The organism is Kosakonia sacchari SP1, from assembly GCF_000300455.3.
Classification (GTDB): domain Bacteria; phylum Pseudomonadota; class Gammaproteobacteria; order Enterobacterales; family Enterobacteriaceae; genus Kosakonia; species Kosakonia sacchari.
Genome location: NZ_CP007215.2, coordinates 1,870,973 through 1,887,668, shown reverse-complemented (window position 1 = coordinate 1,887,668; position 16,696 = coordinate 1,870,973). Strand labels below are relative to the sequence as shown.

The following is a 16,696-nucleotide window of genomic DNA, read 5'->3' as shown; positions in this document are numbered from 1 at the left end:
CAAAATTACGCATTATTTCAGCATGGCGAGCAGCGCTTGTTGGCGCGGTTCGTCAAAGAGATAGCGATCTTTAAACAGAGGGTTGATTTGCTCTTGATTCTCGCAGGCGGCGTTGCCTTGAGTAGCGAATTCTTCGATGGCCTGCGTCCACAGTGCCATTTTAGGTTTCAGTTTCGTCGCGAAGTCATATTCGCTGAAACAAGGGAAATCGCTGCAAATAACGGTGATATTTCGTGCGGCATACTGCAACACGGCATAACTATCCGCAAACCGATGCTCATGATTATTATCGCGGAACAAAATCACTGCATCCGGGCTCAGCGTATCCAGCGTCTCAACCGAGACAGGATTAGCATGGTATCTGAAGGTGCCCTTCACCAGCGGGTACCAGTTGGCTGGGCACTCGCCAAAAATATACCAGTCAACAATGTGATGCGTTTTTTCGATCAACTGCCAGATGAAATCCCGCTCTTTGCCGGTGAGAGAAAAAACAGGGCATAACACGCGGCGTGGAGCATTCACCGCAACGGCTTTATCCTGTGAAAACCATGCCGGCGGGAGATAATCAGGGATTCGCAGAACGTCCAGCCCCTTACTCCGTCCCCATTTTTCCAGCGCGGAATTTAATACCAGCCAGCGATCAAACGGCAGATGTTGGCTATTCTGGCGTGCAATCAGCGGCTCCGCATTTTCATCGAAAAGACAATACACAACCTTCCCCGTCAGCGCGCGAAACTGCGTCACGGTGCTGATATCACTTTCACTAAACTGAGCATCCAAAATGGTGATGGCGGGACGCATTCTGAGTAGCGCCGGTAGCGCAGGCAAAGCATCGTTGATAATGAGTGCGATCTCGCCGGCTTCCTGCATCAGGCGGAAATAGTCCGTTAAGCGCTTCGTATAAACCGTCTGCGAACGTAATACCAGCAATACCACCGGCGTTTGTGTCGGGCTTACACATAAGCGGTGTTGTGTAACGCTGGCGTCCAGCGTAAAGAGTGGCGAACTCAACGATAAAGACTTGCTATACGCGGGATCGCCTGCAAATACCCCGGTGAAATCCCCCATCAACGCGGTCATTTGCGATAACAGGGATTGCTGATACTCGCTCTCCATAAAGCGATAATTATCCGTGGCAATGATGCTATACGGCGACCAGACAGAAACGTAGCCCATTTTTTGCACAGCAAGGCAAAACGCGGCTGAACTCACTTCTAGCGACGTGTATTTTTCATCCAGCCCGCCGGCCTGCGTGAAACATTCTCTTTTGATAAGCAGACACAGGCTATTAAGCACGGAATAGTTTTGTTCACACTGATAACGTGCCTGATAGCCGAAAGATTGCCAGTCTTCTCCGGCACCGACATTCGCAATGCCGTTATCCGCGCCAACAATCATTCCTGCGCTGATAAGCTTTTTATCAAAGCTAATGATCTTCGGCCCGCTACACGCCACTTCCGGGCGCACCATCGGATTGAGTAAGGTGTTTAACCAGCTTTTTAAGACGAAAACCGATCTTACGTCTAATAACAACAAAGACGCGCCCGCAGCGTGTGACGCAGCAATATTTATCGCCTGCACCTCACTGCAGTTATTCAGCTCAAGCACCTGAACCTTGCCGGGTAACAGTTTTTCAACTTCCCGCGCGGTCTGCAAAACAATTTGGTCGGTGGTATTTATCACGGGGATAATAATGTCGAAATCATGCCAGTCGGTGTTATCCACCAGCGACGCGATACAGCGCGTCATTAAATTAGCATCATGATTATGGGTTAAGATAATACTCACCCGCCCTATATTATTCAGGGGGTAATGGATCCGCCACGCGATACCGTCGCTATACTCCACATGATCTACTGGCAAATGACGCTGCGCGGCGAACGTCCCGACGATGCCGCCTTCAGTCTCAATGCTTGCAGGAGTGAGCATATTCTCGTCAACAATATTGACGATATCCGCATAATGACCAATAGCGGCGATATCATAACGAGCAATCAATTTTGTGATGAGATCGAATTCAAAAGCCGCCCCTGCGTTATTATCCCAGCCACCGCATTCCAGCCATGCCGACGCGCGAAAGAAAACCCGTTGTAAATAACGGGACGGCGCGCTGAAAAAGAGATCGAGATTAAATTCTGGCTTGAAAAAATGCGTTACTGAATTCGCATGCTTAACGGCTTCATCAGCATAAATAGCCTGCGCACCGGAGCACTCTTGCAGTGTCAGTGCTAACCGATACACGCTGTCTTGCGTGTAAGTCACACCGGCAGGAACCACCTGTAACCAGTCGGCAGCAGCGGTCTGGACCAGGTTTGCAAGATTGTGCTGGTAATGCTGAAAATCGACAACCGAGAGGGAGTTATCCGTTGCGTCGTGATGAACACCATCCTGCACGAGAAGGATGCGGGCATTCGGCAAATTGCCTAATTGTCCACGTAAAGAATCCACGGTGATATTAACAGCGGCGCTGTCGCCGTGCGGATTGAGAATAACGAACAGCAACGCCAGTGAAGAGCGCGTATCAATGCATTTTTCCGCCACGCTATTTTCAAGCCACCCCTGAAACGTATTGCGGTAATGTTGTTGTGCTTTTTCTTGCGCTTTACGTTGTGTTTTTTCTATGAAGTCCCTGAATTGCACCAGCGATCGTTCGCGTCTCAACAATAATTGCTCGCGCGATTTATACAGGTTTTCGCGTGCGTGTTCGATAGCTTCCGGGGTATTCACCAGCGTATAACCTGCATTGCCGTTTTCACGTATCGTTTTTTCACTTAATGCATAGCTTTCGTAACCTGGCGCGATTAACCCAACGACCGGGCAACCACATAAGTTAGCCAGCAGACAGGTCCCGGAAGATTCATAGGTATATAACACGCGTCCGCGCTTGAGAACTTTTGCCAGTTCTTCGAGCGGCAGTGGATTTTGCATACTCAGTACCGTCAGATTTTTCGGCAATTTGTCATATTCAATAACGCTGGCGGGTAAGCGGTTAATATAAAGTAAGTCCAGATCCTTATGCGGATTATCATCCTGGAACAGCTCGAGATCGTAATTCTCAATATTTAACAGCGCCGGTTGATACTCTTTTTCAGCAAACTCCACGCGATACCAGAAAAATAGATCATCAGGCGAAAAGTCGAGGCGATTGCCATTCATCACCCCTTCTCTGTTGAGCATATAGCGCGCCACTACCGGCGCACGCAGCGGGTTGCCACTCGTTACTTCCGGGTAGACTGCAATCCACGGTTCGCCTGACTTCTGTAATTGCGCGTAATCATTTTCCGTAAGACGCGGCGTATTCCATTTTGGATTAACCGTCCCGCCCACAATCCACGCTTTGCCGCCCGAGTTGTTTATGGTCTGGCAAAAAAAATGCAGCACTTGTATCCCGGCAGACGCCTCCGAGTAATCGGGTGCCACAATCAGATAGGGGTACTGGGCGAGATTATTCATCGATATTCCTTGAACGTTTGCCAGGCCCGCCGGCCTGGCAGAGAAAATTATGCTTTCGGTAACCAGCCCTGCTGCCAGTCATCCAAACCTGCGCCGCGCAAATACCAGTTATTCAGCACCGCTTCACGCAGCGCATCGCCCTGGCGATGACGTAAATCGGCATCATTGATATAGGCCTGAACCGCGTTCATCCAGTCTTTGAAGCGGTTTTCCACCAGCGTAACCGGCAGATCGCAACGGTAAGGCACAATGTCGGTGGCGATGATCGGCACACCGCAGGTGCCGATCTCCAGCAGACGCAGGTTGCTCTTACATTCGTTGAATTGATTAATTTCCAGCGGCACCAGCGCGAGGTCGAGATTGAGGCTGGCCAGTTTTTCCGGGTACATTTCAAACGGCACGCCGGGGTGGAATTCACAGCGGACATTGCGCGGCTTCATGCCCATAAAGACCCATTCAACCTTCCCTTCCAGTTCTTTAATCAGCGGCAATAAGATCTCCAGATCGCCGGTATGAGAACTGCCGCCAGCCCAACCAACACGCACTTTTTTGCCCGTGCCACGTTCGCTACACAGATGTTCCCACTGGTTGGGCGCAAGGCGGTTTTGCGCAATGCGGATGTCGCTGTGGAAACGGCTGTAGGCGTCCGCCAGCGGCGCGGTGGAGACCACCAGCCAGTCGGCGCTGTCGACAACTTTGCGAAAGTTCTTCACCATTTGCTGCGGGAAGTGCTGACGGGAGCCATTTTTGATCGGCACATTGAGCAGGTAGTCATCATATTCGAGCACGATTTTGGCATTACTGGTGCTGCGTAACTGCTGAATAATCTGTGGGAAACGGCTGCCGGTAATCAGCTCCAGCAAAATGACATCCGGCTGCTGCTGCGCGGCTTCCATCACACCAGGAATGGAGTTGGTCAGGCCACCTTCAATCATTAAATGGCGCTCCAGCGCTTTGAAGGGTTGCATCACCCGGTGGTGCCCACCGCCGACCCAGTTAACATGGTGCGCCAGCACCACCGGCAGCGGGCGTCCCGGCAACGGCTGATGCAAGCGCGCCAGGCTCGCGCTGAGCGTGAACGCCTGCCCCGCTTTTTGCATTAACGGGTGGTATGACGGTTCTGCGAGCAGACCTTGCCGCCACTCATTACGCAGCGTGGCAAAATCCGTTAGTAACGGGCGCTCCTGTACATGGAACTTATCGCCCAGTAAACGAGTGGCACCGCCCATATGTTTCACACGGGCATACGGTGTCCAGACATTGAGATACCCCTGCTGCTGCGCGCGTAACCCAAGATCGACATCGGCGAAATAGAGCGGATAGGTTTCCTGATTAAAACCGTTGAGGGCAAAAAAGACCTCTTTGCGCACCATCATGCAGGAAGCGCTTACCGCCGCCAGGTTACGCGGCGTTTTCAGATAGTGCTGGAAGCCGTTGCTTTCACTATCGGCACTGTCAAACGCCACCTCCACACCATGCTGCACGCCGAGCAAAAAGCCGCCGTGCTGAATACGGCCATCCTGATACTCCAGACGCGCGCCAACTAGCCCCACTTCCGGGCGTAACGTCTGCTCCAGCAAGGCATCAAGCCAGCCGCCATCAATAATTTCACAATCATTATTGAGGAACACCAGCACCTCACCGCGCGCCTGTTGCGCCGCAGCGTTGTTGATTTCGGCAAAGTTAAACGGCGCGTCGTAGCGCAAAATACGCACCTGATCGATGCCCAGTGCCGCCAGATCATCGAGAAAACGGCAGGCATCCTCTTCCACCGACTGGTTATCAACAATCAACAGCTCATAGTGCTGATAACGCGTCTTCTCCATTAAACTTTCAATACAGCGTTTGAGCAGCGCGACGCGATCGCGGGTGGGAATAATGATCGACACCAGCGGCTTTGCGTCCCAGTGGTAGCGCAGGCGTTTAATGTTCGCCGCTAATCCCTCTTCCAGCGAGGCCTGAATGCCAAGCCGTTGCAGGTGCGCCAGTAAAATCTGTTCGCATTCGGCCACCATCGCCGTGTTTTCGCTCCAGCACGACGCCGCTTCCGGGTTTTCCACCAGCACTTCGGCAACGCGGCCCAGCGCCGGTGTTCCCTGTCCTTCAACAAAACGCCATAGCAGATCGATCATCGAAGCAAACGGGTATTGGCTGTTCAGGCCACCGAGCTGGCGGGCAATATCGCGCGAAAAAAGCAGAACGCGGCCGACATACGGCACGCCGCGCAGCAGGTCAATATTGACATCAGGGCGCAGCGTCAGGATCGGTTCGCCGTTTTCCGCGCGCGTCATTTCATCGCAGTAAAACAGCCAGGCATTTTGTTGCTGCATCCGTTGTTCGGCAAAGCGCAACAACGCATCGTCTCGCAGCGTAAAACCGGCAGGAATCAGTAACAGCGCGTCGGCATTCCGCGTACTTAGCAGCGCATTTACTGCCGCAGGCCAGGCGTTATCATCGGCAATGACATCAATACTGGCGGCAGCCAGCGACTGGCTTTCCACAGAGCGTCTGGTCTGCGCGCTGAGGTCGTTATCGCCAAGGATAATCACACCAATACTGGCTTTATCCGGGTTTGCGCTGGCGAAAGAGAGCAGCGCTTGGCGTCGCGCATCGCTAATCTGGCGATCCTCCAGCCAGCGGCTGAAGGAGTACTCGCTGGTCTGCTGCTGCGCCAGCACCGCTTTACTGTGGAAATTCAGCGTATAACGTGATTTGTTGTCCAACTGGCGGGATTTTTCCACCAGCGGCAATGTAAAAATCGCCTCCAGCGCGGTATCCAGCGTCCATTTACTGACAAACGTCGCACGCTGCGCCAGCGCCCACTCGCGCGCGCTGGCATAACCGCTTTGCAGCAGTTCCACCCATTCATTGGCATCCGGGCAGTTGTGTAGCGTCACCGCGCAGAAATGATCGGCTTCATGACGCGCCAGGTTATCGGCATTCAGATAACCTTCAACGTAACCTTCGTTAACCAGGAACAGCGGGATCCCAAGCGTCAGCGCTTTCGCCACGCTTTCGTCATTACCGATGATCACGTCATACTGTTCCAGCCAGGCTGGTTCGAGGCGTTGTAGCTGCTGGCTCAGATCGAACCACTCGATCTGGATGCCCGCCTCCCTCGCCTGCTGTTGAACTTCATACATTTCCGCCGACATTTTGCCCGCTATATAAAGAACGCGAGACAAGGTTTGCGCGTCGCGCGTGCGGGTAAATGCGCCAAAGCTGGCCGGTACTGACCACGGTAAATGTTTGAGCTGTGCGCTCTCCACACCGGTCTGTAGCAAGATGGCTGACGTGCGCGCGGAGAGATCCAGCGTCAGCGCGGCAAACTGGTTTTCCAGCGCCACGCCCCACGGCAAGTAGAGATCGTTGTAATCGCTGAAATGGCGGAAAATCATCGCACCGTCGAGTTTCCCGGCTTCTATAGCATCAAGTAACTTTTCGCTAAAGAAACCGCGATAGATCCAGATGGCGTTGTAGTAGGTTTCCAGCGCCCCCTGCTTTTCGGTGATGACAGTAAAACGCCCTGTCGCGCTCAGGCGTGCTATTTCATTCGTTAATTTCTGCCCGGCGGTTGAGCTAATGACATCCACGCGCCAGCCTTTGGCCAGCAAGGCGTCTGCGATATCGATAAGTTCAGAGGTATGGGGGGTAAACGCGTCAAATTGATCAACGCTGATTAGTATGCTTTGCATCTTTCATCCTCATATCACCGCGCAAGCCATCGGGTGATAGCAAAAGGCGTTCCTGTCGTTATGCAATATTCTGGAGGACGAAAGAAAGATCGAGAGGCAAAACAGCTAACAGAAAAGGTGTCATATCTGGCGATTGCAGATAAAAAAAGGCATCCGAAGATGCCTTTTTAAGCGGTTGCGAATTAACGCAGCAGGGACAGCATGGTCTGCGGAACCTGGTTGGCCTGAGCCAGTACGGAAGAACCAGCCTGCTGCAGGATCTGCGCGCGGGACATGTTCGACACTTCAGTCGCGTAGTCAGAATCCTGAATACGGCTGCGTGCGGAAGACAGGTTGTTCACGGTGTTGTTCAGGTTGGTGATGGTGGATTCGAAACGGTTCTGGGATGCACCCAGCAGGCTGCGCTGGGAGTCAACCGCTTTGATAGCCGCATCGATATCTGCCAGCGGGTTACCGTCGGTGGTGCCGCCGCTGTTCACTGTACCGCTCAGAACGTCGAAGCCTTCAGCAGCGGTAGAACGTGCAGTACCGTTGATGGTCTGGCCGGAAGTCTGGGAAGTGGCACCGGTAGCGTTAAACAGGTTGTAAGCGTTGGAAGAGGTCAGGCTGATGGAGATCTGCTCGCCGTCTTTCGCGCCAACCTGGAAGTTGTAGCTGCTGGTGCCGGAACCGGTGTTCAGCACTTTGATGCCGTTGAAGTCGGTCTGGGTGGTCACGCGGTTCACTTCTTCCATACGCTGGTTAACTTCAGCCTGGATGGAGTCGATGTCAGACGCGGAGTTAGAGCTGTTCTGCGCCTGAACGGTCAGGTCACGGATACGCTGCAAGTTGTTGTTGATTTCGCCCAGCGCGCCTTCAGCGGTCTGCGCCAGAGAGATACCGTCGTTCGCGTTACGTGCAGCAACGGTCAGACCGTTGATGTTAGAAGTAAAACGGTTAGCAATTGCCTGGCCAGCCGCATCATCTTTTGCACTGTTGATACGCAGACCGGAAGAGAGACGCTCGATCGAGGTGCCCAGAGAAGACTGAGATTTAGTCAGGTTGTTCTGGGTCATCAGTGACAGGGTGTTAGTATTAATAACAGCCATGATAATTATCCTTCAGTGAGAAATTTATATTCCGGTATGGGCCAGCGGCTTCATCACCGTCATAATTGTTATCGACGACATCCCAGAACTCTTTAGTAGTTTTTCTATTTTTTAAGCAATTTTCGTCGAAAATATGCGCAAATCACAAAATAAAAAAGCGCCGACAAGCGGCGCTTTCTGGTACTACATAATTTGCGATTAACGCAGCAGGGACAGCATGGTCTGCGGAACCTGGTTGGCCTGAGCCAGTACGGAAGAACCAGCCTGCTGCAGGATCTGCGCGCGGGACATGTTCGACACTTCAGTCGCGTAATCAGAATCCTGAATACGGCTGCGTGCGGAAGACAGGTTGTTCACGGTGTTGTTCAGGTTGGTGATGGTGGATTCGAAACGGTTCTGGGACGCACCCAGCAGGCTGCGCTGGGAGTCAACCGCTTTGATTGCCGCATCGATATCTGCCAGCGGGTTACCGTCGGTAGCGCCGCCGCTGCTTACCGTACCGCTCAGAACGTCGAAGCCTTCAGCAGCGGTAGAACGTGCAGTACCGTTGATGGTCTGGCCGGAAGTCTGGGAAGTTGCACCGGTAGCGTTAAACAGGTTGTAAGCGTTGGAAGAGCTCAGGCTGATGGAGATAGTTTCGCCGTCTTTCGCGCCAACCTGGAAGTTGTAGCTGCTGGAGCCAGAACCGGTGTTCAGCACTTTGATGCCGTTGAAGTCGGTCTGGGTGGTCACGCGGTTAACTTCTTCCATACGCTGGTTAACTTCAGCCTGGATGGAGTCGATGTCAGACGCGGAGTTAGAGCTGTTCTGCGCCTGAACGGTCAGGTCACGGATACGCTGCAAGTTGTTGTTGATTTCGCCCAGCGCGCCTTCAGCGGTCTGCGCCAGAGAGATACCGTCGTTCGCGTTACGTGCAGCAACGGTCAGGCCGTTGATGTTAGAAGTAAAACGGTTAGCAATTGCCTGGCCTGCAGCGTCGTCTTTAGCGCTGTTGATACGCAGACCGGAAGAGAGGCGCTCGATCGAGGTGCCCAGAGAAGACTGAGATTTAGTCAGGTTGTTCTGGGTCATCAGCGACAGGGTGTTAGTATTAATAACAGCCATGATTATTATCCTTCATTGAGTAATTTATATTCCGGTATGCGCCAGCGGCTTCATCACCGTCCTAATTGTTATCGACGGGGTTAACGAACTCTTTAGGGATTTTTTTATTTTTATTCGGCTTATTTTTCAAAGAAATAAAAAAGCGCCGACAAGCGGCGCTTTCTGATACGAGATAATTTGCGATTAACGCAGCAGGGACAGCATGGTCTGCGGAACCTGGTTGGCCTGAGCCAGTACGGAAGAACCAGCCTGCTGCAGGATCTGCGCGCGGGACATGTTCGACACTTCAGTCGCGTAGTCAGAATCCTGAATACGGCTGCGTGCGGAAGACAGGTTGTTCACCGTGTTGTTCAGGTTGGTGATGGTGGATTCGAAACGGTTCTGGGACGCACCCAGCAGGCTGCGCTGAGTGTCAACCGCTTTGATTGCCGCATCGATATCTGCCAGCGGGTTACCGTTGGTGGTGCCGCCGCTGTTTACCGTACCGCTCAGAACGTCGAAGCCTTCAGCAGCGGTAGAACGTGCAGTACCGTTGATGGTCTGGCCGGAAGTCTGGGAAGTTGCACCGGTAGCGTTGTACAGGTTGTAAGAATCAGAAGAGGTCAGGCTGATGGAGATCTGCTCGCCGTCTTTCGCGCCAACCTGGAAGTTGTAGCTGCTGGTGCCGGAACCAGTGTTCAGCACTTTGATGCCGTTGAAGTCGGTCTGGGTGGTTACGCGGTTCACTTCTTCCATACGCTGGTTAACTTCAGCCTGAATGGAGTCAATGTCAGATGCAGAGTTAGAGCTGTTCTGTGCCTGAACGGTCAGGTCACGGATACGCTGCAAGTTGTTGTTGATTTCGCTCAGCGCACCTTCAGCGGTCTGCGCCAGAGAGATACCATCGTTCGCGTTACGTGCAGCAACGGTCAGGCCGTTGATGTTAGAAGTAAAGCGGTTAGCAATTGCCTGGCCAGCAGCGTCATCTTTAGCGCTGTTAATACGCAGACCAGAAGACAGGCGCTCAATAGACGTACCCAGAGAAGACTGAGATTTAGTCAGGTTGTTCTGAGTCATCAGAGACAGGGTGTTAGTATTAATAACAGCCATGATGTAATTCCTTAAAAAAGTTATCAGATTCAGGCATCTGCCTACGGTTTTCTCACCGTCACCCTGATTATCGACCGCCTCTGAGCAACCTTTAGAAAAAAAGATCATTTTTTTAAAGCCGCAAACTGCCCGCTATTCTTTATCTTTATTTCGCCATTGTTTTAAAAAAAACCCTCTAATCTTTTCGCAGTCGCTGCCGATAATCCCCACAGTGATTGTCTAAAACTGAAGGATAAAGAAATGGCAACTATTAGTTCTATCGGAGCAGGCACCAGCTTAAGTTCGTCGCTCAGTACGCTGTATAGCCAGCTGCAGACGGCCGAAGAGACAAGGCTGACGCCAATTACCACTCAGCAGACATCGTATAAAGCAAAACTCACTGCCTGGGGTATCGTTCAGACGTCGCTGACCAAACTGCAAACAGCGGCCAACGCGCTGAAAGACACCTCAAAAATTGCATCGGCCAAAGTGTCCAGCACCAACACGGCGTTTACCGCCTCCCTGGCGACCAGTGCAACGGCGGGATCATATTCTATTGAAGTGACGTCGCTGGCAGCAGCGCAGTCGCTGCTCAGCCCGAAAGCGGCAAGTAAAGATACGGACTTAGGCGATAGCAGCCTGAGCTCGCGTACCATTACGATCACCCAACCGGGCCAAAAAGATCCGCTGACCGTTACGCTGGCAAGCGATAAGACCAGCCTGGCGGATATCCGTGATGCGATCAACGCGAAAGCAGGAAGTGTGACCGCCAGTATCATTAAAGCCGATGACAGCAGCTATTATCTGGCGCTGACCTCACGCGATAGCGGTACCACCAACCAGATGACGATCACCACTAACGATACCGAATTAGCCAAGTACGTTAGTTATGATTCAAGCAATGCCGGCAGCGCCAGCAATACCATGACGCAGCAGGTTGCCGCCGCTGACGCCAACCTGAAGATCAACGGCGTGGCGATCACGCGTAGCAGTAACACCATCACCGATGCGCCGGAAGGCGTCACGCTGACGCTGAACAAAACCAATATCGGCAGCCCGGAAACGCTGGCGGTAACCAAAGATAATGCGCCAATGACTGCGGCGGTGCAGGCGTTTGTTGATGCTTATAACTCACTGCAAACGACCATTGCCAACCAGACGAAATACACGAAAGTGGATCAGGGCAGTACGTCTCAGGATAACTCTAACGGCGATCTGCTGGGTGACGGTACGCTGCGTAACATTCAGACGCGTTTGCGCTCGCTGCTCTCCTCTTCGCAGAGCAACAGTGGCAGCTATAACATTCTGTCGCAGTTGGGTATTACTCAGGATGTCTCCGGCAAACTGACCGTCGACAGCACCAAGCTTGACAAAGCGCTGACGGAAAAATCGACTGACGTGATCTCTTTCCTGACCGGTGATGGCAAAACCACAGGTTTTGCGACACAGGCCAGCAATCTGCTGGATGACTTCCTGGGTTCTGATGGCACCGTGCAGAATGCAACCGATGGGATTAACAAGACGCTGAAAAAACTGTCTGATCAGTATGACCGGGTTAGCGATCAGATAACGGCAACCATGGCTCGTTATAAAGCACAATTTACAAGTTTAAGTACGCTGGTGTCATCACTGGAGTCAACCGGTAACTATTTGACCCAGCAATTTAACAAGACCAACTAATACAGTATTCGTTGAGGTTTGAAATGTATACGAAATCGGGAACTCAGGCTTATGCTCAGGTCGGCGTGGAAAGCGCCGTCCTGAGCGCCAGCCCGCATCAGCTTGTAGTACTGCTTTTTGATGGCGCGTTAAGCGCCATGAAAAGGGCTGCGATCCTGATTGAGCAGGGAGATATTCCCGGTAAAGGACAGGCGCTTTCAAAGGCTATAAATATCATTACCAACGGTTTGCGTGCCGGTCTCGACCATGAAGTCGGTGGCGAGATCGCCGCAAACCTGGACAGTCTTTATGACTATATGACACGACGTCTTTTACAGGCTAATCTCCACAATGACCTCTCCGCCATTGATGAAGTTTCAACGTTGCTCAACAACATTGCTGATGCCTGGAAAGAGATTGGCCCCAATAATCAAAACGCGCGGGACACTTACTAATGGAAGCAAATTTCGGGTTGCTCCACCACTATCAGCTGCTGTTGGTCACCAGCCGCACCATGCTTAACCTCGCGAAGGAAGGGCGTTGGGACGAACTCATTGAGCACGAGTTGAAATACATTACCGCTGTAGAGAAACTGACACAGTTCCAGGACATTAGTGAAGTCGCGCCTCAAATGCAGGCGCAAATTCGCCCGCTGCTACAGCAAATTCTGGACAATGAAGTTTCCCTCAAAGAACTGTTAAGCCAGCGAATGGACGAGCTGCGGACATTGGTTGGACAGACATCCCGACAACATAACCTGCATTCGACATATGGACGTCTCTCTGGAAACATTTTATTCCCCAATGAGATCTGATCTCATGCCCGGCGGGTGATGCAGGAACAGTCCATCACCCGCTACGGTTTTCGCCTTTCCCCCTCTTCCCGTTCTTATCTCCCAACACAGATTACCCCGCCGATATGTACGTAGCGGTTCGTCGTTTCTGAAATCTCAGCCATACTTCCAGCGTCTCATTCTGGAGCACGGAAGATGAAAAACCCCACCCTGTTGCAAACGTTTCACTGGTACTCCCCTGATGGCGGCGCACTCTGGCCGGAACTTCGCGCGCGCGCAGGTGCGCTCAATGACATGGGGATCAATATGGTCTGGCTTCCACCGGCGTACAAAGGTGCCGCAGGTGGCCAATCGGTAGGTTATGACAGCTACGATTTATTCGATTTAGGTGAATTTGATCAGAAAGGCAGCGTCGCCACTAAATATGGCGATAAAGCGCAACTGCTCGCTGCCATAGACGCCCTGCAGGCGAACGATATCGCCGTGTTACTTGATGTGGTGGTGAACCACAAAATGGGTGCCGATGAAAAAGAAGCAGTACGCGTGAACCGGGTCAATCAACAGGATCGCACGCAAATTGACGACGAGGTTGTTGCATGTGAAGCCTGGACGCGCTTTACCTTCCCTGCCCGCGCCGGGAAATATTCACGATTTATCTGGGATTACAAATGCTTCAGCGGCGTCGATCATATCGAAAACCCGGCCGAATACGGCGTTTTTAAAATCGTTAACGACTATACCGGTGATGGCTGGAACGACCAGGTTGACGACGAGTTGGGTAATTTCGACTACCTGATGGGGGCCAATATCGATTTTCGTAACCATGCGGTGACGGAAGAGATCAAATACTGGGCGCGCTGGGTTATGGAGCAAACCCACTGCGACGGTTTTCGTCTGGACGCAGTAAAACACATTCCGGCCTGGTTCTATAAGGAGTGGATCGAGCATGTGCAGGAAGTCGCGCCTAGGCCGCTGTTTATCGTCGCGGAATACTGGTCCCATGAAGTGGAAAAATTGCAGCAGTATATCGGCCAGGTTGAGGGTAAAACGATGCTCTTTGACGCGCCGCTGCATATGAAATTTCACGAAGCCTCGCAACAGGGACGCAATTACGATATGCGTCAGATCTTCGACGGAACACTGGTTGAAGCCGATCCGTTTCACGCCGTAACGCTGGTTGCCAACCACGACACGCAACCCCTGCAAGCCCTGGAAGCGCCGGTGGAAGCCTGGTTTAAACCGCTGGCCTATGCACTGATCCTGCTGCGTGAAAATGGCGTGCCGTCAGTCTTTTACCCGGATCTGTTTGGCGCAAGCTACGACGATACCGGCGGCGATGGCGAAACCTACCACGTCGATATGCCGATTATTGAAAATCTCGATCGGCTAATCCTCGCTCGCCAGCGTTTCGCCCACGGCGTGCAAACGCTGTGGTTTGATCACCCTAACTGCATTGCCTTTAGCCGCAGCGGCACCGAATGTGAGCCGGGTTGCGTGGTGGTGATGTCCAATGGCGACGAGGGAGAAAAGCAGTTGATGCTGGGGGAGAATTACGCCAATAAAGTGTGGCGGGATTTTCTTGGCCACCGCGAGGAAACCACCACCACCGATGAATACGGTAAGGGTACATTCACCTGCCAGGGGGGTAGCGTCAGCGTGTGGGTTATTGAGGATGCGCTATAAAAATACGCCGGGCAGCATGCAGGCCCGGCGTGCCATTTAGTGCGTAATTTTCAGCCCGACTTTTGTTAAAGCATCCTGGCATTCAACCGTGGGTTTATCGACGCGTTGCAATGTCAGACCATCAAACTCCAGCGCGTTGCCTTCGCGCTCAAGACGGTAAATGTCACGTTTTTGCGTCACGTTATACAGCTTGTCGCCATTACGCATCAGTTTGCCAGGAACGGCAATCACGCGCTGCCACTGGCGGCAATCGAGCGTATCCCCTTCTTTTGTCACGATAAGGCTGGCGATGGCTTCCGGGCTCACCAGGCTGCTTTGCGGTCCGGATGACTGCCAGTAACCCGCCAGTCCTGCCGGTGCGGGCTGTTTCACCACCGCATCGTAATTATCCACCTGGACGCAGCCGCTTAGCAGCATCGCCGCGCCAATAATCACTCGCTTTTTCATTATTTATCCTGCTCGCGAAGAAAAAAATATTGTGGCATTAAAGCATTATCATCGCCACCCTTTCCCCCACCGCCTGCAAGTTTGATCTGTACCAGGTTTTTCGCCTTTTTTACGTTAGCTTGTCATCTCGCCCGTGTATTATCCGGGGTTCTTTTGCATTACCCGTTCCTTCTGAGTTCAGAGGCTCATTTCTATGTCATGGCAACAGTTCAAAGACCGCTTTCTGATTAAGTTCTGGTCTCCCGTCCCGGCGGTTATCGCTGCGGGCATCCTCTCCACTTACTATTTTGGTATCACCGGCACGTTCTGGGCGGTCACCGGCGAATTTACCCGCTGGGGCGGTCAGTTATTGCAACTGGCGGGTGTGCATACCGAAGAGTGGGGCTACTTCAAGTTGATCCACCTTGACGGCACGCCGCTCACCCGTATTGACGGCATGATGATCATCGGCATGTTCGGCGGGTGTTTCGCCGCCGCGCTGTGGGCGAACAACGTTAAACTGCGTTTACCACACAGCCGTATCCGCATCATGCAGGCGATTATCGGCGGGATGATTGCCGGTTTTGGCGCGCGTCTGGCGATGGGTTGTAACCTCGCCGCCTTCTTTACCGGTATTCCACAGTTCTCGTTACACGCATGGTTTTTTGCCATTGCCACCGCCATTGGCTCGTGGTTTGGCGCACGCTTCACGCTGCTGCCACTGTTTCGCATCCCGGTTAAAATGCAAAAAGTCTCAGCCGCCTCGCCGCTGACGCAAAAACCCGAGCAGGCAAAACGCCGTTTTCGCATCGGCATGCTGGTGTTCTTCGGCATGGTGGCCTGGGCGTTGCTGACGGCAATGAACCAGCCAAAATTAGGCCTGGCAATGCTGTTTGGTGTGGGTTTTGGTCTACTTATCGAACGTGCGCAAATCTGTTTTACCTCGGCCTTCCGCGATATGTGGATCACCGGGCGCACGATGATGGCGAAAGCGATTATTTTCGGTATGGCGGCCAGCGCTATCGGCATCTTTAGCTATGTCCAGTTGGGCATGGAAGCCAAAATTATGTGGGCGGGTCCGAATGCCGTGATCGGCGGGTTGCTGTTCGGCTTTGGCATTGTACTTGCCGGCGGTTGTGAAACCGGCTGGATGTACCGCGCGGTGGAAGGCCAGGTACACTACTGGTGGGTTGGGCTTGGTAACGTGATTGGCTCAACGATCCTCGCCTGGTACTGGGATGATTTATCCCCTGCGCTGGCCACCAGTTGGGACAAAATCAACCTGTTGAAAACCTTCGGCCCGCTGGGTGGACTGCTGGTCACTTATCTTTTGTTGCTGGCCGCTTTCTTGTTTGTCGTCGGCTGGGAAAAACGCTTCTTCCGCCGAGCTAACACCACGACTACCGTTAAGGAGACCGCATGAACATTGTGCCTGATTACCGTCTTGATATGAGCGGTGAGCCCTGCCCTTACCCGGCTGTTGCCACACTTGAAGCGCTGCCGCAGTTAAAAAAAGGCGAGATTCTGGAAGTGGTAAGTGACTGCCCGCAATCCATTAACAATATTCCTCTGGATGCGCGTAATCACGGCTATACCGTGCTGGATATTCAGCAAGATGGGCCGACGATCCGCTATTTGATACAAAAATAAGGTTTTACCTGTACTCCTCCCCCAGGCTAACGATAAAATTAGGCGCTGTAATTACAACGGAATGCATTAGCCTGGGG

The 16,696-nt window shown here is 52.6% G+C and carries 12 protein-coding genes; 6 read left to right on the top strand and 6 right to left on the bottom strand.

Going from position 1 to position 16,696, the window contains the following annotated elements; all coding sequences use genetic code 11:
* Positions 1–12: 12 nt before the first annotated feature.
* From C813_RS31945 to C813_RS31925, 5 genes are all read right to left on the bottom strand, one after another.
* A complete protein-coding gene (locus C813_RS31945) occupies positions 13–3,453 on the bottom strand; it encodes a glycosyltransferase family protein (RefSeq protein WP_017458352.1) in 3,441 nt (1,146 codons plus the stop codon).
* A gap of 47 nt (positions 3,454–3,500) precedes the next feature.
* On the bottom strand, positions 3,501–7,148 hold the full coding sequence (locus C813_RS31940) for a glycosyltransferase (protein ID WP_017458353.1): 3,648 nt from the start codon (positions 7,146–7,148) through the stop codon (positions 3,501–3,503).
* 182 nt (positions 7,149–7,330) lie between these two features.
* Positions 7,331–8,236 (bottom strand): flagellin N-terminal helical domain-containing protein, encoded by a 906-nt coding sequence (locus tag C813_RS31935; RefSeq protein ID WP_017458354.1) that lies wholly within the window; start codon positions 8,234–8,236, stop codon positions 7,331–7,333.
* 198 nt (positions 8,237–8,434) lie between these two features.
* Positions 8,435–9,340: a flagellin N-terminal helical domain-containing protein gene (locus tag C813_RS31930; protein ID WP_017458355.1), complete on the bottom strand. Its 906-nt coding sequence runs from the start codon at positions 9,338–9,340 to the stop codon at positions 8,435–8,437.
* Positions 9,341–9,523: 183 nt separating this feature from the next.
* A complete protein-coding gene (locus tag C813_RS31925) occupies positions 9,524–10,429 on the bottom strand; it encodes a flagellin N-terminal helical domain-containing protein (RefSeq protein WP_017458356.1) in 906 nt (301 codons plus the stop codon).
* A gap of 240 nt (positions 10,430–10,669) precedes the next feature.
* Between C813_RS31925 and fliD the strand changes: the two genes are divergently transcribed.
* From fliD to amyA, 4 genes are all read left to right on the top strand, one after another.
* A complete protein-coding gene (fliD, locus tag C813_RS31920; protein WP_017458357.1) occupies positions 10,670–12,088 on the top strand; it encodes a flagellar filament capping protein FliD in 1,419 nt (472 codons plus the stop codon).
* A 23-nt stretch (positions 12,089–12,111) separates the two neighbouring features.
* Positions 12,112–12,522, top strand: a complete 411-nt coding sequence (gene fliS, locus C813_RS31915) for a flagellar export chaperone FliS (RefSeq protein ID WP_017458358.1) — start codon at positions 12,112–12,114, stop codon at positions 12,520–12,522.
* Positions 12,522–12,881 (top strand): flagella biosynthesis regulatory protein FliT, encoded by a 360-nt coding sequence (gene fliT, locus C813_RS31910; RefSeq protein WP_017458359.1) that lies wholly within the window; start codon positions 12,522–12,524, stop codon positions 12,879–12,881. Before fliS ends, fliT begins: the two co-directional genes overlap by 1 nt.
* Positions 12,882–13,055: 174 nt before the next feature.
* A complete protein-coding gene (gene amyA, locus C813_RS31905) occupies positions 13,056–14,543 on the top strand; it encodes an alpha-amylase (protein WP_017458360.1) in 1,488 nt (495 codons plus the stop codon).
* A 36-nt stretch (positions 14,544–14,579) separates the two neighbouring features.
* On the opposite strand, the gene yedD is transcribed toward amyA, so the two are convergent.
* Positions 14,580–14,990 carry a lipoprotein YedD gene (gene yedD, locus C813_RS31900; RefSeq protein WP_017458361.1) on the bottom strand — a complete coding sequence of 137 codons (411 nt, stop codon included), beginning with the start codon at positions 14,988–14,990 and terminating at the stop codon, positions 14,580–14,582.
* Positions 14,991–15,183: 193 nt separating this feature from the next.
* Here yedD and yedE point away from each other — a divergent pair, with 193 nt between their 5' ends.
* Together yedE and yedF are read left to right on the top strand one after the other, a co-directional pair.
* A complete protein-coding gene (gene yedE, locus C813_RS31895; RefSeq protein ID WP_017458362.1) occupies positions 15,184–16,392 on the top strand; it encodes a selenium metabolism membrane protein YedE/FdhT in 1,209 nt (402 codons plus the stop codon).
* On the top strand, positions 16,389–16,619 hold the full coding sequence (yedF, locus tag C813_RS31890) for a sulfurtransferase-like selenium metabolism protein YedF (RefSeq protein ID WP_017458363.1): 231 nt from the start codon (positions 16,389–16,391) through the stop codon (positions 16,617–16,619). Before yedE ends, yedF begins: the two co-directional genes overlap by 4 nt.
* Positions 16,620–16,696: the final 77 nt, after the last annotated feature.

Excerpts from the sequence above, each read along its gene's own strand:
- C813_RS31930 (WP_017458355.1), bottom strand. The coding sequence starts at position 9,340 with ATGGCTGTTATTAATACTAACACCCTGTCGCTGATGACCCAGAACAAC.
- C813_RS31925 (WP_017458356.1), bottom strand. The coding sequence starts at position 10,429 with ATGGCTGTTATTAATACTAACACCCTGTCTCTGATGACTCAGAACAAC.
- C813_RS31945 (WP_017458352.1), bottom strand. The coding sequence starts at position 3,453 with ATGAATAATCTCGCCCAGTACCCCTATCTGATTGTGGCACCCGATTAC.
- yedE (WP_017458362.1), top strand. The coding sequence starts at position 15,184 with ATGTCATGGCAACAGTTCAAAGACCGCTTTCTGATTAAGTTCTGGTCT.
- fliS (WP_017458358.1), top strand. The coding sequence starts at position 12,112 with ATGTATACGAAATCGGGAACTCAGGCTTATGCTCAGGTCGGCGTGGAA.
- C813_RS31935 (WP_017458354.1), bottom strand. The coding sequence starts at position 8,236 with ATGGCTGTTATTAATACTAACACCCTGTCACTGATGACCCAGAACAAC.
- fliT (WP_017458359.1), top strand. The coding sequence starts at position 12,522 with ATGGAAGCAAATTTCGGGTTGCTCCACCACTATCAGCTGCTGTTGGTC.
- C813_RS31940 (WP_017458353.1), bottom strand. The coding sequence starts at position 7,148 with ATGCAAAGCATACTAATCAGCGTTGATCAATTTGACGCGTTTACCCCC.
- yedF (WP_017458363.1), top strand. The coding sequence starts at position 16,389 with ATGAACATTGTGCCTGATTACCGTCTTGATATGAGCGGTGAGCCCTGC.
- fliD (WP_017458357.1), top strand. The coding sequence starts at position 10,670 with ATGGCAACTATTAGTTCTATCGGAGCAGGCACCAGCTTAAGTTCGTCG.
- amyA (WP_017458360.1), top strand. The coding sequence starts at position 13,056 with ATGAAAAACCCCACCCTGTTGCAAACGTTTCACTGGTACTCCCCTGAT.
- yedD (WP_017458361.1), bottom strand. The coding sequence starts at position 14,990 with ATGAAAAAGCGAGTGATTATTGGCGCGGCGATGCTGCTAAGCGGCTGC.